We start from the raw sequence: 20,061 nt of genomic DNA, 5'->3' as shown, positions 1-20,061 counted from the left end.
TCTCCTAGCTTGGTCCTAGCCCTTGATGCCGGTCTGCGCGATGCCCTGCACCAGCCAGCGCTGGAGGAAGAGGAACACGAACACCAGGGGCAGGATGGAAACGGCGGTGGCCATGAAGATCAGATGGAAGACGACGGTCTGGTTGGTCATGTAGGCGGAGAGCGCGACCTGCACCGTCCAGGCGCCTGGGTCCTGGCCGATGACCAGCGGCCACAGGAAGGCGTTCCAGCCCTGGATGAAGGTGATCGTCGCCATCGCCGCGAAGAAGTTCAGCGAGTTGGGCACCACGATGCGCCAGTACGCGCCCCAGTAGCCCAGTCCGTCCACGCGCGCCGCCTCCTCCAGCTCCTTGGGGAACCCAAGGAAGTACTGCCGGAACAGGAAGCAGGTGAAACCACTGAACAGGCCCGGGATGATGAGACCCCGGTAGGTGTCCACCCAGCCGAGCGACGACACCAGCACGAAGCTCGGGACGAAGGTGACCGCGGTCGGGACCATCAGGGTCGCCAGGACGGCGTAGAACACCTTGTTGGCGTGCTTGTACGGGATGCGGGCGAGACCGTAGCCGGCGAGGGAGCACACCAGCAGGACGCCGACGGTGTGCAGGGTGGCCACGACCGCCGAGTTCCACAGGGTCTGGGCGAAGGGGACCGTCTCGTCGGTGAAGAGCTCGCTGATGTTGCCCCACTGGATGTCGGTGGGGAAGAACTTCCAGTTCTCGCCGGTGATCTCGGCGTCCGTGGACAGGGCGTTGCGGACGAGAATGTAGAACGGGACCAGGAAGAGGAGCGCGGAGACGCCCGTGGCCACGTAGAGGCCGGTGGAGCTCATCACGCCACCGCCGCCGCGCTTGACGCGGCGGGGCTTGCCTGATGTCGGCGCGGACTTCCGCACCTCGGGGATGGTGGTGGTCACTTGGACTCGTCCCCCCTTCCGAAGCCCAGGATCTTGCCCTGGAGCAGGGTCACGGCACAGATCAGCACGGTCAGGATGAGTGCTCCCGCGCTGCCGGCGCCGTAGTCCTGGCTCTCGCCCAGGGCCTTGTAGTACAGCTCGACGAGGGGCGGGCGGCCCCACGTGGTCTTCGACAGCAGGTTGAAGAACTCGTCGAAGGCCTGGTACGCCGCGATGAGCAGCAGCAGGATCACCGCCGTGGAGGTGGCGCGCAGCTGGGGCAGGGTGATGTACCGGAAGGTCTGCCAGCCCGGCTTGGCGCCGTCGATGGCGGCGGCCTCGTACAGCTCGTCCGGGATGTTCTGCAGCGCCGCGATGAACAGGATCATGTAGAAGCCGGACTGCAGCCACAGGCGCGCGGTGACGATGACCAGCCAGTACCACGGCGGGTTGGGGTCGGCCAGCCAGGCGATGTTCTCGATCCCGAACCAGCCGAGGACCGTGTTCATCAGGCCGAAGCGGACCCCGCTGAAGATGGACATCTTCCAGATCAGCGAGGCGGCCACATAACTGCACGCGGTCGGGAGGAAGAAGACCGAACGGAAGAACGCCCGCATGAAGCGCAGCCGGTTCACCAGCAGGGCCAGGCCCAGCGAGAACGCCCAGGTGGTGGGCACGATGAACGCGGCGAAGACGGTGAAGGTGCCGAGCGAGCCGACGAAGTCGTCGTTCGTCAGCATGTACGTGTAGTTGTCGAAGCCGACGAACTTGTCGGGCGTGACGGTGAAGCGGGCCTCGAAGAAGCTGAGCCAGAGGCTCCAGAGGATCGGCGCGTAGACGAAGATCGCCAAGCCTATGAGGAACGGCCCGGTGAAGAGCCAGAAGTTGAAGGTGGGGCTGCCCCGCAGACCCCGCCGCGGCTTGGCCGATGAGGCCTTCGCCGGGGCGGGGTGCGCGAGGTCGCGCGTCGTGGTCGTCGACATGTCGTGGTCCGTCCCGCGGTCTATCCGAACTATCCGAACAGCTTCTTGAGCTCGCGGTTGACGGCCGTGTCGGCCTTGTCGAGAGCTTCTTCCGGGTCCATGTCCTTGCGGACGGAGTTGGCGAAGACGTCCTCGAGGGCGGTGATCATGGCCTGGGTCCAGCCGATGTTGTCGAAGTGCCCGAACTCGTTGAAGAGCTTGACGCCCTCAGCGGCGTTGCCCGACTTGAGCTTGCCGGCCGACTCCGCGAGCGAGGTGCGCGGCGGGATGTGGAAGCCGTAGGAGGTGGCCCAGTCCTCCTGGTACTCCTTCTGGTCGATCCACAGCCACTTCACGTACTCCTTGGCCGCCTCGACGTTCTTGCCCTTGGCGTTGACGAACATCGACCAGCCGCCGTTGTAGACCGACTGCTTGCCGGAGTCGATGGTCTTCGGGAAGGGGAAGATCCCCCAGTCGTCGCCGAGCGCGTCCTGGATCTGCGGCATCGCCCACATGCCGCACCACTGGATGGCGCACAGACCCTGGTTGAGCGAGGAGGGGTCCCAGGATTCGGTCGGGGCGCCGAGGAGGAGGTCGCCGCTGGTGAACAGCTTGCGCATCTTTTTGAGGCCCTCGATGACGCCGTCCGTGTGGTAGGCGATCTGGTTCTTCTCGTCGAGGGTGTCGGCGCCCGCCGACCAGATCATCGGGTTGATGACGTTGTGCAGGTCGTTGCCGAGGTACAGGCCCTTCACCTTGCTGGTGGTGAGCTTGGCGGCGATCTCCATCAGCTCGTCGAGCGTGGTCGGGACCTCGACCCCGGCCTCCTCGAACATCGACTTGCGGTAGAAGAAGAACTGCGGGTCGTCGATCATCCGGACGCCGTAGATCTTCCCGTCGACCGTGTGCGACTGGATGTCGGCCGGGTTGAAGTCGTCCTTGACCGGCTCGATGATGTCGGTCAGGTCCGCCACCTGGCCGCTCTTGATCATCTGTATCTGCGGGTGGAACTCGAAGACGTCGGGCGCGTTGTCGGTGAGCAGCGTCGAGAAGAGCTTGCTCTCGAAGTCCGAGCTGGTGATCCACTGCGTGGTCACGTTGGCTTCCTTGTAGGCCTTCGCGTAGCGCTTGATGGCCTGCTCGGTGCCCGCCTCGCCGTATGCGTGGAACATCTGCACGAGGGTCTTGCCCGAACCGCCGGCGCGGCCGGTGTTGCCGCCGCACGCGGCGAGTCCGCCGGCGGCGGCCAGGCCCATGGCGGCCCGCAGTACGGAGCGGCGGTCCCAGTTGCTGTTGCTCATTGCCGACATGCTGACGTCCTTGTCTCGAGTACGGCTGCGGCTCTGCGCCAGTGGCTCGGCGGCTCAGTGCCAGTTGGCTCAAAGGGGCTTGCGGTGCGGGACGTTAACCTTCGGCTAAGGCTTCGGCAAGGGGTTGGACGAAGCCTGTTCGAAGCGTTGTATTCGGTTCGGTGTTCCGAACGTCTGTGCGCCGCAAAGGGTTTGGCGAAGGGGGTGGGGGCCGCCGGGTCAGGGTCCGGCGGCCCTCGGCTCATGGGGCACCACTGTGGTGACCGGGCCTGATCGGCCTCGAACGGGCATCGCTTCCGTCGTCATGCAGACGGTGCGCTACGGCTCCTTGCCGGCACGGCGCGTTTCGCGGACCTCTGTCCGACGGACTGGAGCGCCCCTTCGAGCGCGAAGGTCGCCGCGCCCAGGCATGCCGGGTCGGTCGGGATCAGGGAGAGGACGATCTCGGTGGCGGCCATCGGCCGCGGCAGCGCGTGCCGGGCGACGGCTTCGCGCACCTCCGCGACCAGGGGTTCGCCGAGGGCGGCCGCGACCCAGCTGCTGAGCACGACCACTTCGGGATTGAACAGGTTGACCAGGTCGGCGATGCCCGCGCCGAGGTAACGCGCGGTGTCCCGCACCACCTTGACCGCCACCGGGTCCTGCCGGGCCACTCCCTGGGCGAGCGCGGCGATGGTGGCCGTCTGGTCCTCCGGGTGCAGCAACGTGCTGCGCGGACTCAGCTCCCGGAGGTTCAGCATGATCCCGGGAGCGCCCACATACGTCTCCACACAGCCGTGGTTGCCGCAATGGCACAGCCGGCCGTCCAGCACGATCGTGGTGTGCCCCCACTCCCCGGCGCTGTTGCTCACCCCCCGGTGCAGCCCGCCGCCCAGGACCAGCCCGGCGCCCACCCCGGTCCCGAGGTTCACCACCACGGCGTCCCCGCGCCCGCGCGCGGCCCCGAACCACAGCTCGGCCACCGCGACGGCACGCAGCGGGTTGTCCAGGTACAGCGGGTAGGCGATGTGCTCGGTGAGCAGGTCGAGCAGCGGCACGTCGTGCCAGTCCCAGTTGGGCGCGTACTCCGAGATACCGGTGGCGCGGTCCACCTGCCCCGGCACGCTCACACCGACGCCGAGCACCCGGGCGCCCTCGATGCCGGCCTGCGCGACCACCGAGCCGACGGCGGCGGCGACATGGCCGACCATCTGCTCCGGGAGGCTCTCACCGGCGCGGACGTCCTCCTCGGCGCGGGCCAGGACGTTCAGCGCGAGGTCGAACAGCTCGACATGGACGTACGTCTCCGCGATGTCGACGCCGATCAACGCGCCCCCCGACGCGTTGACGGCCACAAGTCCGCGGGGGCGGCCCCCCGCCGAGTCCTCGAACCCGACCTCGGTGATCATGCGGAGGTCGAGCAGCTCACCGACAAGCGTGGCGACCGTCGCCAGGCTCAGCCCGGTGGCCGCCGCCAGCTCCTGCCGGGAGGTGGGAGACTTGGCGATGATCTGGCGCAGCACCTCGTAGCGGTTCGCGGTGCGAATGTCGCGTGAGGTGCGCTTCACCGACGACATGAATCCCCTCGATCCCTCCAGGCCATGACGAGGCCTGCTGCCCCGGCGCGGCGCCAGGCTATGGCGCGGAGGGGCTTTCGACAAGGGGTTAGGAAAGGGGGTTTACAAAGTCCCCCGATGAGCGAGGATCCATGGCCGAGGACCGATGGCACGCCGGCAGCCCTGGTGGGAGCCTCGCACTCCGGTGACCGTCAGGCGTCGAGGACATTCCGCACGAACGCGTTGCGGAACTTGCCCGCCGGGTCCAGCGCGTCGGCCAGCGCCCGAAAATCACCCAGTCGTGGGTACAGCTCCCCAAGTGCCGCCGCCGGAACCGTGAACACCTTGCCCCAGTGCGGCCGCGCCTCGAACGGAGCGAGCACCTCCTCCACCCGCCGCACCACCGGCAGTACGGGCGCCGCGTCCGCGATCCACGTGAAGTGCAGCGCGACCGTGTCCCGCCCGTGGGCGGGGCTGAGCCACTGCTCGTCGGCGGCCACCGTACGGACCTCGCAGACCTGCAGCACCGGCGCCACGGAGTGCCGGATCCCGTCGAGCGCGTGCAGGGCGTCCATGGCGAACGGGCGCGGCAGCAGATACTCCGACTGCAGCTCCTCCCCACTGCTCGGTGTGAACTCCGCCCGGAAGTGCGGCAGCCGCTCGTGCCAGGGACCGGGCACCCCGAACTGCTCGGTGCAGTTCACCGCCGGCATCCCCGGCACCGGATGCATCGCCTCGGTCGCGGGCGCGGCCCAGGGGAAGTCCGCTGTGGACCGGTCCATGCGCTGCTTGACCCAGGCCTGGTCGAAGCCGGAGTGACGCCAGCGGGTGAAGAGGCTCACGCTGTACGCCGACGCCGACACAGCCGCGAAGTCAAGGCCCGCCAGGGAGAGTTGGGCGAACACGTGCTGGCTCACCTCGAAGGCCGGTTCCAGGTCGAGGGTGAGCGCCGTGACCACGCCGAGGGCGCCGAGCGAGGTGACCGCCCCGCCGAAGCGGTCGTCGCCCCGGGCGAGCGTCACCCTCGTACCGTCCGCCGTGACCAGCTCGACCTCGCGCACGGCCGCCGCGAGTGGACCGTTCCCGTTGCCCGAACCATGGGTTCCGGTGGCGACCGAGCCCGCCACGGAGATGTGCGGGAGCGAGGCCATGTTGTGCAGGGCGAGACCGTGGGCGTGCACCGCGCGGGCCAGCTCCGCGTACCGGACACCGCCCCCGACCCGTACCGTACGGGCCGCCGTGTCCACCTCGATCGCCGGCGGCAGGCCGGTCAGGGAGAGCATGACACCGTCGGGGCCGGGCTCCGCGATCTCGTTGAACGAGTGCCCGCTGCCCAGCACCCGCACCCTCTCGCTGCCCGCGACCAGGGTGCGCAGCGCGTCGACGGAGCGCGGCCGGTGCAGTTCCTTGGCGGTGTAGGTGATGTTCCGGGCCCAGTTGGTCAGGGTCTCCGTCGTCATGCTCGGTGTCCTCCACGGTCCGCGAGCCAGGGAGTCTGTCCGGCGGACAGGCCCCAGTCGTACGGGCCATCCTCCCTGCCCGTCCATTGACCGTTCCTAGGGACTGAGCGGGAGTGAGTCTTGTTGCCAGAACTCATGCTCAGCCGGACGCCCCGAACGGTGTTGGGCGTCCTGGTCCACCGCGTTCGCTCCGCGTCCGGCGCGTACGGATCGTGTCCGTGGTCCGGGAATGCGGGGGCGGTGTCCCTCACGCCCCGGAGCCACCGGTGCGGCCTGGACGCTCCGATGCCCCTGCTCATCACTCCGGTGAGCAGGGGGCGGTGTCGTCCGTCGCCGGATCGGGTGCCCCAGGGCGCGCCTTCCGATCGCCACGGCGGCTGCGTCGCGGCGCGTGGTCTTTCTGTTCTTGCTCGTCAGTGGCTTCTGCCAGTGCTGAGCGCCCCACCGGGAGGTGCAGGCGGGGTCTACGGCGATGACGGTGATGCCGAGTTCGGCCGCCATGGCCACGAGCCGGGCCCGCAGCCTGGACGTGGGCAGGCCGGAGATCAGCTTGCGGAAGCGTTTGCGGCGGCCGTGCTTCTCCCGGGTCTTCTCCGCTTGGAAGTCGAGGTCTTCGATCGCGATGGCGAGGCCGTGGCGTTTGGCCCAGTGCAGGAGGCGGATCAGGGCGTGGCGTACCTGGGCGTCCCGGTGGGTGGCGGGGCCGGACAGGTCGTAGCCGAAGTTGAGCGGTTGGCCGACGGGGTTGCCGTGGGCGTCGAGGCGCCAGGCGGCGAGGTGGTCGGCGTTGGTGTCCACCCCGACCAGGCCGCCCATGCGGGCCGCTTTCAGCGGCATCGTGCGGGCCGGGGGGATGGTCCATGAGGCGGTCAGGTACCAGCGGCCCCTGTCCACGTCTTCGTGGATGCGGTACGCCACGGCCCGGTTCGCATGGACGCGGTCGGCCCACTGCTCGCCCCGGTGCGCGAACCCTGCGCGGGTGGTAAGGACGTACCGGCCGTGCGGGGCGTTCGCCAGATATGCCAGCGGCGCGGGCAGTTTGAGGGAGACCTCACCGTCCGGGGTGACGCGGATGGTCTCGTTGCCGAACCGCTTGCCGGACTCTCCGTCGGCCTGGAGGAACCGGCGCCCAGTCTGCCACCGCTGCCGCCACCGCTCTTCGGTGAGCTGGGCGGGGTCTAGGTGGTGGCGGGTGTTCAGCAGTCGCGTGCCGCCCCGCACCACACGCACGATTCCGGCCTCCCGGTCGGCCCGTGCAGCCCGGAGCCGGTCGTCGAGCAGGTGAAGACGGCGGGACTTGGCGAACCACTCCTGTCGGCTGCCATAGCCACGCGGAGTCTTCTTGCTGCCCTTCTCCCCGACGGGCAGGGACAGCCGGTGCGTGATGGTCCTGACGCTGGCTTCCAGGCTCTGGATGTGCGCGAGCTGGCCGCGCCGGGCCAGCGCCCACTGATCGTGGGCGGCCTTCGTGATACTGCCTGCCCAGCGTGACGACGATTCGGCGGAAAGGACGCGCTTGCGCTCGGCCCACTGCTCGCTGTCGTGGTCCAGCCCGGCCGCGCAGCGGGCTTTGAGATCCCGGGAGGCGAGCGAGCCGAGATGGTCGCCGACCAGGCGCAGCGCCCTCTCGTCCCCGGCGGTCAGGCCCTTGAGTCGGGTACGGACTGCGACTCCCGTGGGGCCTGGCACCACGAACGGCGCCGCCACCTCCCGCAGCTCACCCACCTCGCCACCCCCCGGTGTCGCAGAAATCCGTCATCACACCCAACGACCACCACTGGTGAAGGTCACGCATTCGATGCAGGAACTCCCGTTCCCGTTTTGCTCCTCGTGAGCGTTCCCGCAGCTGGCCGGAGACTTCAGTCATACGTGCCAAGCACGTTCAAGTACTGTCGATGCCCACCTGCTCAGCCTTCACGAGCGCCTGGCTACCGTAGAGATCGGTTTCTGTAGTCGGCCTCTCCCAGCCGGAAGGTCCTTCCTTGCCCGAGCTTCACCGCGCAATGTTCGCCATGACGGCCGAGAACGTTCCCCAGGTCTTCCCACCGGATGTGCTGTCCCGCCTGCGCGAGACCGTGGAAATCGATCCCGCTCTGATCGCCGAGGACTTCACAGACCCTCGGGTGCGGGAGGTACTGGCCGAGGTCGAGGTGCTGGTCACCGGATGGGGCTGCCCGCGGATCGACGAGACGGTCCTGGAGGCGGCGCCCAAACTGCGGGCGGTGCTGCACTCGGCGGGCTCGGTGAAGGGATTCGTGGCCCCCGCCGTCTGGGAGCGGGGCATCGCCGTCTCCACGGCGGCCGCCGCGAACGCCCTGCCCGTCGCGGAGTACACGCTCGCCATGATCCTGCTCGCCGGCAAGGACATCCTCGGCCGCCGCGACCGCCTCCGGGCCGAACGCGTCTCCCCCGGCTGGGGGTTCGTCCCCGGAATCGGCAACCACGGCCGCCGCGTCGGCGTCATCGGAGCCTCCCGCATCGGCCGCCGGGTCATCGAACTGCTGAGCCCCTTCGACCTGCGGGTCAGCCTCACCGACCCGTACGTCGACGAGGCCGGGGCCGCCGCCCTCGGCGTACCCCTGCTGCCGCTGGACGACCTCCTGCGCACCTCCGACATCGTCACCGTGCACGCCCCGGACACCCCCGAGACCCACCGGCTGCTCGACCGCCGGGCACTCTCCCTGATGCCCGACGGGGCCGTCCTCATCAACACCGCGCGCGGCGCGCTCGTCGACCACGACGCCCTGATCGACGAACTGCGCGCCGGCCGCCTCTCCGCGATCCTCGATGTCACCGACCCCGAGCCGCTGCCCGCCGACTCCCCCCTCCTCGACCTCCCGAACGCCTTCGTCACCCCGCACCTGGCCGGCTCCCAGGGCAACGAGGTGGCCCGCCTCGGCCTCGCGGTCACGGAGGAGGCCGAACGGCTTGTCGCCGGGCGGGAGTTGGTGCACGTGCTCGACCGGGCCGTGTTGGAGCGGACGGCGTGACCGTCGGGCGTTGGGCCGGTAGCGAACTCTCCGACCGTCAGCACCTGGTCCTCGGCACCCATGTGGTGCTGAGGGGGTCGACGCGGCGTCCCGGGAGCTGACGGTTCACTCATTCCGGTTCGTGCTGGGCGAGGAGTCGGCTGAGCAGGCAGGTCAGAGTCTGCCGGTCCTCGGCCGACAGCGGTTTGAGCAGGTCGTCCTGTACCTGATCGAGCACCCCGTCCATGCGCCGCAGCTGGCGGACACCCCCCTTGGTGAGGGTCACCCTGTTGCGCCGCCCATGGTCCGGGTCCGGCGTCCGCTCGACGTAGCCCTGCTCGACCAGTTCGTTGACGGCCGCCACGACGTCGCTGCGGTCGACGCGGCACCGGCGGCCGAGCTCCGCCTGGCTCGCGGGCCCGAACTCGTACAGTGCCGCCAGGATGCGGTAGTGGTACCCGCGCGCCCCGGAAGCGGTGAAACCGTCGAACACCAGTCGCCGGACGTGCACGGCCAGTTGGGTGATCAGCCAACTCGGCTTCGCTGACAGGCGCTCGGGGGTTTCCTCCATGGCGGCAACTCTATGGCCATAAGTGTGGGTGAGCCCAACACTCTGTGCGTAGTGTTGGGCTCACCCATGTTGGAGCAGCCATCAAAGGAGCCCTTGTGCCCGCTGCCACCCCGACCGCCGACCGAGCCGAGATCGCCGATCTCTTCGCCCGCCTGGCCAACCTGCTGGACGAATGCCGCCACGACGACGCCGCAACCGTCTTTCACGACGACATCGTGGGCCGTTCGCCGCGGGGTGAGCTGCACGGCCTCGATGAGATGACCGCCCTCCTGAAGCGAAGCCAGGTCGAGGGAGAGCGCACCCAACATGTGCACGGGGACGTGCTGGTGCATGTTGATGGTGACCGCGCGAGGGCCACCGCGAACCAGCTCGTGTACTTCTACCGCAACGGCGAAGCGCCCCACCGGACAAGCGGTCTACGAGTGGCCTGCACCGCGGTGCGGACCCCGGCGGGCTGGCGATTCAGCGACATGCACGTCACACTCGCCTGGACGCAAGAGAAGTGACGCGGTGTGCCAGGCGCGGCCATCAGTGTCCACAACCGATCTCCACGCAGTCGTACGTCTCGAAACTCTTTCTGCCGCAGTCCACGACTTGCACGGCCCGGACGCAGAGGTCGTTGATGTCAACGCGGAAGACAGGGCGCGCGTCGCCAAGCCCCTCTCCATCCCCACCGTCGAGGGTGGCGTTTCACGCTCGCCGTCGACCCGGTCCACCAGAACCACCTCACGGTGAGACTGCTCTGACACGCATGTGAGCACCGGTCTGTGCTGTCGCCCTCAGCCTTCTGGGCGCTGCTGCTGCTCGATGTACTGGCGCACAACGGTCAGCGGCGCCCCTCCGCACGAGCCCGCGAAGTACGAGCCCGACCAGAAGTGCCCGCCCCACAAGTACCGGCGGACGTGGCTGTCGTACTCCTGGCGGAGTCTGCGGGAGGAGACGCCCTTGAGGCTGTTGACCAGCTTGGAGAGCTGGACCTTGGGCGGGTAGTGCACCAGCAGGTGTACGTGGTCCTGCTCGCCGTTGAACTCCTTCAGCTCCGCCTCGAAGTCCGCGCACACGTCCCGCATGATCTCTTGGCACCGGGTGAGCATGGCATCGGTGAAGGCGCCGCGCCGGTATTTGGTGACAAAAACCAAGTGGACATGAAGGGTATGGCCAACATGACGGCCCGTGCGTACATCAGGGTTTGGATTCCAGCGTGGTGACATAGCCCAAATGATACGGTGATCGCGTGACCACGGAACGTGCATGGGAGAAGCGGCAGTTCGGGCATCGCGCCCGGCTTGCACTGACCCCTGCGCAGGCCCGGGGCATCGACGATCAGGCGCACGCGGCCCGCACCACGTGGAACCTGTTGCACGACTGGTGGACGATGCTGCCGAAGGACAAGCGCTCCCTGGTCGCAGCGGACACCGCGATCCGCCAGGCACGCAAAGAGATCGGATGGCTCGCCGTCCTTCCTGCACAGGCCGCGCAGGCCGTACTGAAGACCTACGTCCAGGCGTGGAAGAACTGCTGGTGTAATCGCGCCGACGCACCGAATTTCAAGTCCCGTATCCGCTCGACGATGTCGGTGGATATCCCGCAGGGCCGGGACCTGAACATCGTCCGCGTGCACCGCCGCTGGGGCATGGTCAACATCCCCAAGGTGGGCCGGATCCGGTTCCGCTGGACCAAAGACCTCCCCGTGGGCAAACGGGCCAACAAGGACAACCGGATCACCGGCGCACGACTGATCAAGGATGCGCTCGACTGGCACATCGCCTTCCGCGTCCAGACCCTCGAAACTAAACCGGAGCCCCACCAGGGGGCCGAGGTCGGTATCGACGCCGGGGTGAACCTGCCCCTGGCCCTCTCCGACGGCAACCACTTCGACCACAACCGGCCCGCCCGCCTTCCGGACAACACAGCAGACCGCGACAAGTGGCTGACCGATGAGGAGAAATCCAAGCTCCTGCGCCTGGAACAGCGCGCCGCGCACCGCAAAAGCTTCCGCAAGCCCAAAGAACGCAGCTCCAACCGCCTGCGCACCACCTACGACCAGATCAAACAGCTCCGCGCAACAGCCACGCGCCGAGCAGTCGACTGGCAGCACAAAACCACCACCCGCATCGCCGAGCGGTACGGCACCGTGGTGGTCGAACAACTCACCATCACGAACATGGTCAAGTCCGCGAAGGGCACCATCGAGGAACCGGGGAAGAACGTCGCGCAGAAAGCCGGGCTGAACCGCTCCATCAGCCAGGAGGCGTGGGGCCGCACGGTCACGATGCTGACGTACAAACTCGCCCAGCGCGGCGGCACCCTCCACAAGGTCCCCGCCCCCGGAACCTCCCTGCGCTGCTCCGCCTGCGGCCTCACCACGCCCGGCAGCCGCAAGGACCAGGCCACGTTCGTGTGCAAGAACCCCGACTGCGGCTTCGAGGCGAACGCCGACTGGAACGCGGCCCGGAACATCTTGCACCTGTACCGGATCGGCCACGTGGCGATCCCGGCTGCCGGGAGGGCAGTCGTCAGACGCGGAAACGCGTCAAGCCCGCCACCGCAAGGTAGGCGGGAATCTCCCGGCTGAAGCCCGGAGAGCACTTCAAAACCAGGTGATGTACACATAGGCACATACGAGGGTGCCTGGGAGGCACACGAGGGCCTGCGGGTCATCAGCTCGGAGTTCTACGAGGGCCGGGCGCGCGGCCACCGCATCGGCGGCGAGCCCCTCGGCTGCCAGCGCTTCCTCGGCGAGGAAACGCTGGTCGGCCCGGACGGCCAGGACCTGGATTTCTCCCACTTCCTCTTCTGGCACGACCAGACCACGCGCCGGACCGACGACTACATCAAGTACGTCATCAAGGGATTGGCCCGCTCCAAGCTCGACGCGTACGGCAACCTCGTCCGCCGCCTCCCCCTCGGCACGTACTGCACGACCATGGGACGGTAGGCGCGGTGGGGCGAAAAACGCCGCTCCGGCCCCCCGCCACCAGTCCACCCCCGCCGGAGGCATACCGTGAGAAGCCGAGCGCGGGCGACCCCCGCGTGACATCGGGAGCGAGGAGAACGGGATGGGCAGCCGCACCGCACTGGTGGAGGACCTGATGGAGAGGTTCCCGCACGTGCCACGGGAAGCCGTCTTCAAGGAGGACCTGCTCAGGGGCGGCATGGCCTTCGACGCCTCCGCCCTGAGCGACAACGAGAAGGGCGAGGTCAAGCCGAAGTCGTACTTCATCTTCTCCTTCGACCACGGCACCCTCCCCGAGCTCGGCGAGGCCGCCCTCCGTCGCCCGCCGGAGGAGATCATCCTCACCGGCGGCCCCTACGACCTGCGGCGCACGGTCGTCTCCGTACGGGTCAACCCGTCCTCCCCCTACCGCGTGGCCGCCGACGAGGAAGGCCTCCTCGGCCTGTACCTCGACGGCCGGCGCATCGCGGACGTCGGCGTCCCGCCCATGCCCGAGTACTACCGGCACACCCTCTCCAACGGGAAGTCCGTGATGGAGGTGGCCCCGACCATCCAGTGGGGCTACCTCATCTACCTCACCGTCTTCCGCGTCTGCCAGTACTTCGGCGCGAAGGAGGAGTGCCAGTACTGCGACATCAACCACAACTGGCGCCAGCACAAGGCGGCGGGCCGGCCGTACACGGGTGTGAAGGACGTCGACGAGGTCCTGGAGGCGCTGGAGATCATCGACCGGTACGACACGGCGAAGACCTCCACCGCGTACACGCTCACCGGTGGCGCGATCACCAAGACGGTCGCCGGCCGGGACGAGGCCGACTTCTACGGCCACTACGCCAAGGCCATCGAGGAGCGCTTCCCGGACCGCTGGATCGGCAAGGTCGTCGCCCAGGCGCTGCCGCTGGACGACGTCAAGCGCTTCCACGACTACGGCGTGAAGATCTATCACCCCAACTACGAGGTGTGGGACGAGTACCTCTTCAAGATGTACTGCCCCGGCAAGGAGCGCTACGTCGGCCGCGACGAGTGGCACAAGCGGATCCTGGACTCGGCGGGTGTCTTCGGCGCGCGCAATGTGATCCCCAACTTCGTGGCGGGCGTGGAGATGGCCGAGCCGTTCGGGTTCACCACGGTCGACGAGGCCATCGCGTCGACCACCGAGGGCCTGCGCTTCTTCATGTCGCACGGCATCACGCCCCGCTTCACGACCTGGTGCCCGGAGCCCACGACCCCGCTCGGCAAGGCCAACCCGCAGGGCGCGCCGTTGGAGTACCACATCCGGCTGTTGCAGGCCTACCGCGCCACGATGGACGAGTTCGGCCTGCAGTCCCCGCCCGGATACGGCCCGCCCGGACCCGGCCGCGCCGTCTTCTCCGTCAGTTCCTTCATGGACAGCCTCCCGGCCGTCGAGGAAGCCGCCGGGGAAGCCGCCGACGAGACTGTCGGGGAGGCTGCCGGGGGGATTTCCGCGCAGTAACTCCTGTGACGATTGAGTCGATGGGGATCGGCGTACGTACAACTCCACAGTGTGACCGCTGGTAACCGCATTTGAAGACGCAGCTTGTCAGTTGTGTGGGAACCGTGAAAAGCTCGGGGCTGCCGCAAGGTGGTCCCCCCAACGCCCTTGAATCAGAGGGTAGTTGACCGCTTTTGCGGACTTCCCCCCTCGCTCTGTGGATGCAGGAGACCCATGCCCGACCTGCCGAAGCCCCAGGACGCCGCCGAAGCCGCGCTGTTCTCGGAGTGCTGGGACGCGGTCCTGTCGTACGCCGATCTGTGCACGTCCGGTTCGACCGCGGCGACTCAACTGGCCACCGAAGCCTTCACGAACGGCATGCACGAGGCACGCGCCCTGGAGATCGACACGGGGACCGAACGCGGTGCCGGGCGGCGTGCCCTGCGGCTGCCCCGAATACCGTTCCTCCTGACCTGGGTCAGGACCAGCGCCGCGGCCTGGGAGACGGACGGACAGGGCCACCGGCTCGACCCCGACCTGCGCCTCTGGCTCAACTCGGACAAGGCGGCCCGCTACACCGGCCCCCCGCTGCACCGCCCCCTCGCTCTGCGTGCCCTGCGGGACATGCAGGAACCCGACGCGGCCCTGCTGTGGCTGACCGAGGTCGAGTCGCTGCCGCCGGCCTCCGTGGCCCGCCGCCTCGGCCTCGACCCGTCGGTCGCCCGGGCCGAACTCGACCAGGTACGGGCGCTGTTCCGGGACCGGTGCCTGCGCAGCCAGCACGACGCGCCCATGCACGCCGACTGCCGCAGCTACGCCCGGCTGTTGGACGCGGTCACCCGCTCGCCCGGCGCCGACACCCCCGAGGACCTGTCACGGCACCTCGCCACCTGCGTGGAGTGCGCCGAGGCCGCGGCCTGCCTCGGCCTGCACGGCGGCGGCCTGCCCGCCGCGCTCGCCGGCGGCGTGATCGGCTGGGGCGGACTCGCCTACCTGGAACGCCGCCGCCGCGCGGCCGAGGCCGGGCTGCTCCCCGGGCGCGCGGACTCCACCGGCACCGACCGGGGACTCTCACCGGGCCAGGAGCCGAGGCCCAGGCTGGGCCGCAACGGCGTGCTCGTCGGAGCCGGTCTCGTCTCCGTGCTGGCGCTCGCCGTCTCCCTCATGCCGTTCGGCGACGAAGAGCCCGTCGCCGACGGCGCCTCCGCGGGCGAGTCGTCGGTGGTGCAGCAGGACCCCCGGTTCCCGGTGACCCAGTCCCCGTCCGGCGTGTCGTCCGAACTGCAGAGCACGTCCCGGCCCCAGGAGACCGGCTCCGACGGCGATGAAGGCAGCGGCAACGGCAACAGCAACGAGGAGCCCCAGGGCGACTCCTCGACGCCCGCCCGCGTCTCCCACGCACCGGTCGAGCCCGGCGAGTCGTCCACCGCCACCTGCCACGTCCGCTACCAGGTCGTCAACGAATGGCCCGGAGGCTTCCAGGCCGCCGTCACCGTCACCTCCACCAAGGCCCTCGACGGCTGGCAGATCGCCTGGACCTACGAGGACGACCAGCGCGTCACCCAGATGTGGGACGGCACCTTCGACCAGGACGGCTCCCAGGTCACCGCCGGCGCCGCCGACTACAACGAGACCGTCGCCGCGGGCGGCACCTTCGGCGTCGGCTTCCTCGGCACCTGGGACGACGACAGCAATGCGACACCGCAGGACTTCACACTGAACGGGAGTGACTGCAGGACGACGGATTAAGTCGTTCGACGGGGGGCCCGTGTGCTCCCGCTGGGGTGAGATCACCGAGCGCGGCGGCCCTTGAGCGGACGACTTCGCCCCGTACGACGCCGAAGGTCTGCTCGCCGGGCGGGTCGTCCGGGTCGACCGAGGGCAGTGCGACGTCGTCACCCCGGACGGCCTCCTGCCGACTCCACCTTCTCCCAGCGCGCCGAGGGGCGGATCATCCTGGCCGTCAACGTCGACTACGCGGTCGTCGCCGTGTCGCTCGCCGTGGAACTCGACCTCGGCCGCGTCGAACGGTTCCTGGCGCCGGTCTGGGAGAGTGGTGCGCAGTGGACAGCGGTGAGCCGCACGCCTGGAAACCCTGGGTGAACGGGGTGATGGATGCGGCGAGTTGTGCGTGCAAATCGTGAAGTCCTGGCTCAGAAAGCTGAGTTACTCTCCAGGAAATATTGAAAGCTCAATCGGTATGGCTAAGATCACTTGGTATGCACGATGTGATCGTTCGCTGAGCGCTCCGATCGCAATGGCGTCCCCCACTGTTCCCAGCCGCACGGCTGAAACCCTCTCCCCGGTCCGACGCGGCTCCTCCCCCTCCCCGAAACCCCCCCCTTCCCCCCCATGCTCCCTTTCCTACTTCCCCCCACCCCTCTGCACCGGTGATCGATGCTGTCCGCTCACCGTGCGAGTGCGAAAGCGGCACTTCCATGAGCGACGTCAGGGGCCGAGGGCTGCAGACCACTGTCCTCGGCAGGTTCCATTCCGTTGTGATGGCGGTCGCGGGCAGTGACGCCCGCGTCCCGGTGACGGTGACCCGCACGGTCCGCGAAGAGGCTGGGGACTCCCGGCGGTCTCGCCGCCGCACTCGACTCGAACGGGGACAAGGCCTGGCACCACGCGATCCGGCCCGAAGACGTGCTTTCGCGGCGTGAGACGACCTTGACCGGAAAGTTGTCGGAGTTCGGGCCGATCTGGCCGGCCCGGCAACTCCTCCACGGGCTCCAGGGCCGGCTGCGGCGCACCGCGGCCGGCGGGGTGTCTCCGCGGGCGGGTGCTGCCGCAGTGAGAGGCGCATGCGGGTCGGCGATCGACAACTGCCATGGTGGGAGCGCTGTCGACCTGTGTCGCCTCGGGATCTCCTGACCTCGCACGCCGAGGTCCGCTATCACGCCCCTCGACATCTTCCGCCTGCCACGGCCGGGCGCGGTTGTTACTGAACGGGTGGTTTCCCCCACATCATGAGCAAGAGTTTCCTGCAACACGACCAGCTCCGCATCGCGAAGAGTCTCCATGCCGGCGATTCGGGTGCTGACCTACCCCGACTCGGGCGTTCCTTCGCGCTGAGCGTGCTCCGGGATACCGCCTCTGCGGCACGCAAGGGCAGCGCCGGCGCGGCTTTCGTCAGCGGTGCGGCCGGAATGGGGAAGACCAGCCTGCTGACGCGGGCGCGCGCGGAGTTCGCACGTCACGAAGGCACTGTGCTTTTCGCCACCGGCCGTGAGCCGGAGTCTCCCCGCACAACCATGCGTGAGCTGTTCCAGCCGCTCGGGCTCACGGTGTCGGGGTCGGCGGCTTCGCCCCTGCTGGCGGGCGCGGCCCGATGGGCGCTGCCTACGCTCCTGCCCGGCAGCGGGCCGGCCTTCGACGAGGTCGGCGAGAATGACAGGTATCTGATCCTGAGTGGACTGTACCGGCTCGCCGTCAACGTGATGGCCGATGGGCCATTGACGATCATGATCGACGACGCACACCGTTGCGATCCTTTCGTCCTGCGCTGGATCGACTTCCTGCTCCAGAGAACTTTCGACAATCCACTGCTCGTCGTCCTGGCGTACGACGCGGACGCGACGGGGCCGGGGCGGGAGTTGCTGACCAGCGTCACCGGGCACGTCGCCGGTACCATCGTCGAGTTGGGCCCGCTCTCCCATGCCGAGATCGCCGATCTCGTCGCCGCGGTACTGGGGCCTTCGCCCGAGCCGTCGTTCGTTCGACTCTGCTCCGATTTGTCCGGCGGCAGCCCGCTTCTGCTTCGGTCACTGCTCGCCGAGTTCCGCGATCACGACGTGCGACCGGAGGGCGCGGAACTCCGGCGAGCTGCCGACATCGGCGGGCCTGTGCTGTCCGGGGCAGTGTCGGCGCGGTGGGTCCGGCTACCGGAGAGCGTTCGTCAGGTGGCCGTCGGCATCGCCCTGCTCGGCACCACCGAGCTCCCGGTGATCGCCGCTCTGCTCAAGCTGTCCGCGTCCACGGTGGCCGCGGCGGTGGATGTCCTGCGCAGACAAAGCCTGCTGGCGGCGGACCGGCTGGAGTTCGTGGCCGAGCAGGCACGTAGCGCCGTTCTCGGCGGACTGCCCCCCGGCGAGCTCGACGCGCTCCGGATGCGTGCAGCGCTCCTACTGCACGACGAGGGCCGCCCGTCGGAGGAGGTCGCCCACCTGCTCGTCGACCTGCCCGAGCTGCGGGAGCGATGGATGACCAGCATCCTACGGAGCGCGGCGGCCGACGCACGACGGCGTGGAAGCCTCAAGGACGAAGTGCGGTTCCTCGCACGTGTCCTGCAGGCGGTACCCGACCACACCGAGACCCTGATCGAACTCGCCTGGGCACTCCGGAACGCCGATCCGGAAGCGGCGATGGCCCACCTCATGCGCGCCATCGAGCGGACGGCCGATCTCCGGGCCCGCGCCCGACTGATGGTCCGCTTCGAGACGCTCTTGCGCAGGGCTCGAAATCCCGCCTCGGCGTTTCGTCTGCTGTCCGACGTACTGGATGCGGCAGACGGGGCCGCCGGGGAACTTCTCGCCTCTGACGGCAGCCTGCGCAGGCAGGTTCAGGCCGTGTTGCTCGGCGTCGGCCTCTTCACCGGGCCACATGTGGGGGAGACCCTCCGGCGTGCTCGGACGATGACGGTTCCGGACGGCGACACCCCGTCCGACCGGGTGGCCGCCGGCATGCTGGCGGGCGCCGTCATGCTGGACGGCGGGTCCGCGGAGCAGGCGGCGGACTGCGCGAGGGCCGCGGTCTCCGGCGCCCTCACCGCTTCCGACGGACCTCTGATCCTGGCGGCGAAGGCCCTGGACCACGCTGGCCTGCCGGAGGAGGCACTCACCGCGCTGGACCGGATCGTGGAGAACACTCGGCGGGTCGGTGCGGTCAGGACGCACTGCCACGCGTTGGCGATCAGATCGGCCGTGGCAGTGCGCATGGGGCGGCCGGCCAGGGCAGCGGCCGACGCCCAGGCCGCGATGGAAATCGCCCGGGACCGGAGCTGGGCCACGCCCCGGATCGTGTTCGCCACCCTTCTGGTGAACCGAGGTGAGGCAGAGCGGGCCGAGGCGTTGCTCGACGAGATCCACAGGCGGAACTTCGTCTGGGAACACCACGAGGTGCTCGTGGTGCGGGCCGGCGCCAGGTTCATGCTGGGCGACAGCGAAGGCGGGCTGTCGTCCCTGTTGCGGTGTGGGCGCAGCATTGCTGAGGCGAGGGTCTCCGGTTCCGTGCCGGTGCCGTGGTGGGTACCGGCCGCCGTCGTGCTGACCGACCTGGACCGTCGGTCGGAAGCGCTCGATCTGGTCGAAGCGCAGGAAGAGTGGAGCACCCGCTGGGGAACGCCGGAGAGCATCGGGCTCAGCCTGCTGGCCCGGGGGGTGGCGACGCAGGGCCGACGAGGACTGGAACTCATGATGGAGGCCGTCGAGCGGCTGGCGGCATCGCCCGCACTGCTCAGCCAACTCCAAGCGGAGCTCCTGCTCGGCCGTGGGCTGCTGCAGATCGGCGATGACGCGGGAGCGCGCAAGCATCTGCGTCGCGCGGCCATCCTGGCGGTGCGGTGCGGCGGCTCGGCAGTCCACTCGATCGCCAAGACGTTACTCGTGTCCGCGGGGGGCAGGATGCGGGGACTGAACGACGAGTCGTCGGATCTCCTGACCGCCGCCGAGTGGCGGGTGACCGAGCACGCCATGGCCGGTGCGACCAACCGGGACATCGCAAAGGCACTGTTCGTCACCCTGCGCACCGTCGAGACCCACCTGTCCAGTGTGTACCGCAAGCTCGGTGTGACTTCCCGCGCGGAGATTGCCGCAGCGCTCAGGGAGTCCTCTGAGGCTGAGCGAGCCATCGGGCCGACGGCCGTTGTGATGCCCGCCGGGCAGACCTGCGGGCGGGGTTGGGTACGCAGCGGGCGCGAGTGATCCGAACGTACGGAGACACGTGCATGTTGC

General features: G+C 68.8%; 14 protein-coding genes and 2 pseudogenes. 7 read left to right on the top strand and 9 right to left on the bottom strand.

Going from position 1 to position 20,061, the window contains the following annotated elements:
• Window positions 1–15 precede the first annotated feature (15 nt).
• The 6 genes from JIX56_RS09185 to JIX56_RS09160 all read right to left on the bottom strand — a co-directional run bounded on the left by JIX56_RS09185 (window position 16) and on the right by JIX56_RS09160 (window position 7,886).
• Entirely contained in the window at window positions 16–915 is a 900-nt protein-coding gene (locus JIX56_RS09185) for a carbohydrate ABC transporter permease (RefSeq protein ID WP_257538416.1), read from the bottom strand.
• Window positions 912–1,877 (bottom strand): carbohydrate ABC transporter permease, encoded by a 966-nt coding sequence (locus tag JIX56_RS09180; protein WP_257538414.1) that lies wholly within the window; start codon window positions 1,875–1,877, stop codon window positions 912–914. Before JIX56_RS09180 ends, JIX56_RS09185 begins: the two co-directional genes overlap by 4 nt.
• Before the next feature lie 29 nt (window positions 1,878–1,906).
• Window positions 1,907–3,166 carry an ABC transporter substrate-binding protein gene (locus tag JIX56_RS09175; RefSeq protein WP_257538412.1) on the bottom strand — a complete coding sequence of 420 codons (1,260 nt, stop codon included), beginning with the start codon at window positions 3,164–3,166 and terminating at the stop codon, window positions 1,907–1,909.
• Between the two features lie 302 nt (window positions 3,167–3,468).
• Complete coding sequence (locus JIX56_RS09170; protein ID WP_257538410.1) at window positions 3,469–4,722, bottom strand: ROK family transcriptional regulator; 1,254 nt, start codon at window positions 4,720–4,722, stop codon at window positions 3,469–3,471.
• A gap of 191 nt (window positions 4,723–4,913) precedes the next feature.
• Window positions 4,914–6,161, bottom strand: a complete 1,248-nt coding sequence (locus JIX56_RS09165; RefSeq protein WP_257538408.1) for an FAD-binding protein — start codon at window positions 6,159–6,161, stop codon at window positions 4,914–4,916.
• Window positions 6,162–6,257: 96 nt separating this feature from the next.
• On the bottom strand, window positions 6,258–7,886 hold the full coding sequence (locus JIX56_RS09160) for a transposase (RefSeq protein WP_257538406.1): 1,629 nt from the start codon (window positions 7,884–7,886) through the stop codon (window positions 6,258–6,260).
• Window positions 7,887–8,173: 287 nt separating this feature from the next.
• On the opposite strand from JIX56_RS09160, the gene JIX56_RS09155 reads away from it, so the two are divergent.
• Complete coding sequence (locus JIX56_RS09155; RefSeq protein WP_443031797.1) at window positions 8,174–9,151, top strand: hydroxyacid dehydrogenase; 978 nt, start codon at window positions 8,174–8,176, stop codon at window positions 9,149–9,151.
• Between the two features lie 109 nt (window positions 9,152–9,260).
• Here the strand turns inward: JIX56_RS09155 and JIX56_RS09150 are convergent, their stop codons facing one another.
• Window positions 9,261–9,701 (bottom strand): MarR family winged helix-turn-helix transcriptional regulator, encoded by a 441-nt coding sequence (locus JIX56_RS09150; protein ID WP_257538394.1) that lies wholly within the window; start codon window positions 9,699–9,701, stop codon window positions 9,261–9,263.
• Between the two features lie 95 nt (window positions 9,702–9,796).
• Here JIX56_RS09150 and JIX56_RS09145 point away from each other — a divergent pair, with 95 nt between their 5' ends.
• Window positions 9,797–10,207, top strand: a complete 411-nt coding sequence (locus tag JIX56_RS09145; RefSeq protein ID WP_257538392.1) for a nuclear transport factor 2 family protein — start codon at window positions 9,797–9,799, stop codon at window positions 10,205–10,207.
• 273 nt (window positions 10,208–10,480) lie between these two features.
• Here JIX56_RS09145 and tnpA read toward each other — a convergent pair whose 3' ends face one another.
• A complete protein-coding gene (gene tnpA / locus JIX56_RS09140; protein ID WP_257538380.1) occupies window positions 10,481–10,912 on the bottom strand; it encodes an IS200/IS605 family transposase in 432 nt (143 codons plus the stop codon).
• Window positions 10,913–10,992: 80 nt separating this feature from the next.
• Here tnpA and JIX56_RS09135 point away from each other — a divergent pair.
• Window positions 10,993–12,257, top strand: a pseudogene (locus tag JIX56_RS09135) (RNA-guided endonuclease InsQ/TnpB family protein).
• Window positions 12,258–12,291: 34 nt separating this feature from the next.
• Here the strand turns inward: JIX56_RS09135 and JIX56_RS09130 are convergent.
• Entirely contained in the window at window positions 12,292–12,489 is a 198-nt protein-coding gene (locus JIX56_RS09130) for a hypothetical protein (protein ID WP_257538378.1), read from the bottom strand.
• Between the two features lie 271 nt (window positions 12,490–12,760).
• Here JIX56_RS09130 and JIX56_RS09125 point away from each other — a divergent pair, with 271 nt between their 5' ends.
• The 4 genes and pseudogenes from JIX56_RS09125 to JIX56_RS09110 all read left to right on the top strand — a co-directional run bounded on the left by JIX56_RS09125 (window position 12,761) and on the right by JIX56_RS09110 (window position 20,031).
• On the top strand, window positions 12,761–14,131 hold the full coding sequence (locus JIX56_RS09125; protein WP_257538376.1) for a radical SAM protein: 1,371 nt from the start codon (window positions 12,761–12,763) through the stop codon (window positions 14,129–14,131).
• 213 nt (window positions 14,132–14,344) lie between these two features.
• Entirely contained in the window at window positions 14,345–15,859 is a 1,515-nt protein-coding gene (locus JIX56_RS09120; protein WP_257538366.1) for a cellulose-binding domain-containing protein, read from the top strand.
• Window positions 15,860–15,923: 64 nt separating this feature from the next.
• Window positions 15,924–16,174: pseudogene (locus JIX56_RS09115) on the top strand (ribosome small subunit-dependent GTPase A); the annotation flags it as partial.
• Window positions 16,175–17,079: 905 nt separating this feature from the next.
• A complete protein-coding gene (locus tag JIX56_RS09110; protein WP_257538364.1) occupies window positions 17,080–20,031 on the top strand; it encodes an AAA family ATPase in 2,952 nt (983 codons plus the stop codon).
• Window positions 20,032–20,061: the final 30 nt, after the last annotated feature.

This window comes from Streptomyces sp. CA-210063 (assembly GCF_024612015.1).
Taxonomy (GTDB): Bacteria; Actinomycetota; Actinomycetes; order Streptomycetales; family Streptomycetaceae; genus Streptomyces.
This window is presented reverse-complemented; position numbering and strand designations above follow the sequence as displayed.

Excerpts from the sequence above, each read along its gene's own strand:
- JIX56_RS09180 (WP_257538414.1), bottom strand. The coding sequence starts at position 1,877 with ATGTCGACGACCACGACGCGCGACCTCGCGCACCCCGCCCCGGCGAAG.
- JIX56_RS09175 (WP_257538412.1), bottom strand. The coding sequence starts at position 3,166 with ATGTCGGCAATGAGCAACAGCAACTGGGACCGCCGCTCCGTACTGCGG.
- JIX56_RS09170 (WP_257538410.1), bottom strand. The coding sequence starts at position 4,722 with ATGTCGTCGGTGAAGCGCACCTCACGCGACATTCGCACCGCGAACCGC.
- JIX56_RS09165 (WP_257538408.1), bottom strand. The coding sequence starts at position 6,161 with ATGACGACGGAGACCCTGACCAACTGGGCCCGGAACATCACCTACACC.
- JIX56_RS09155 (WP_443031797.1), top strand. The coding sequence starts at position 8,174 with ATGACGGCCGAGAACGTTCCCCAGGTCTTCCCACCGGATGTGCTGTCC.
- JIX56_RS09150 (WP_257538394.1), bottom strand. The coding sequence starts at position 9,701 with ATGGAGGAAACCCCCGAGCGCCTGTCAGCGAAGCCGAGTTGGCTGATC.
- tnpA (WP_257538380.1), bottom strand. The coding sequence starts at position 10,912 with ATGTCACCACGCTGGAATCCAAACCCTGATGTACGCACGGGCCGTCAT.
- JIX56_RS09125 (WP_257538376.1), top strand. The coding sequence starts at position 12,761 with ATGGGCAGCCGCACCGCACTGGTGGAGGACCTGATGGAGAGGTTCCCG.
- JIX56_RS09120 (WP_257538366.1), top strand. The coding sequence starts at position 14,345 with ATGCCCGACCTGCCGAAGCCCCAGGACGCCGCCGAAGCCGCGCTGTTC.
- JIX56_RS09110 (WP_257538364.1), top strand. The coding sequence starts at position 17,080 with ATGAGCAAGAGTTTCCTGCAACACGACCAGCTCCGCATCGCGAAGAGT.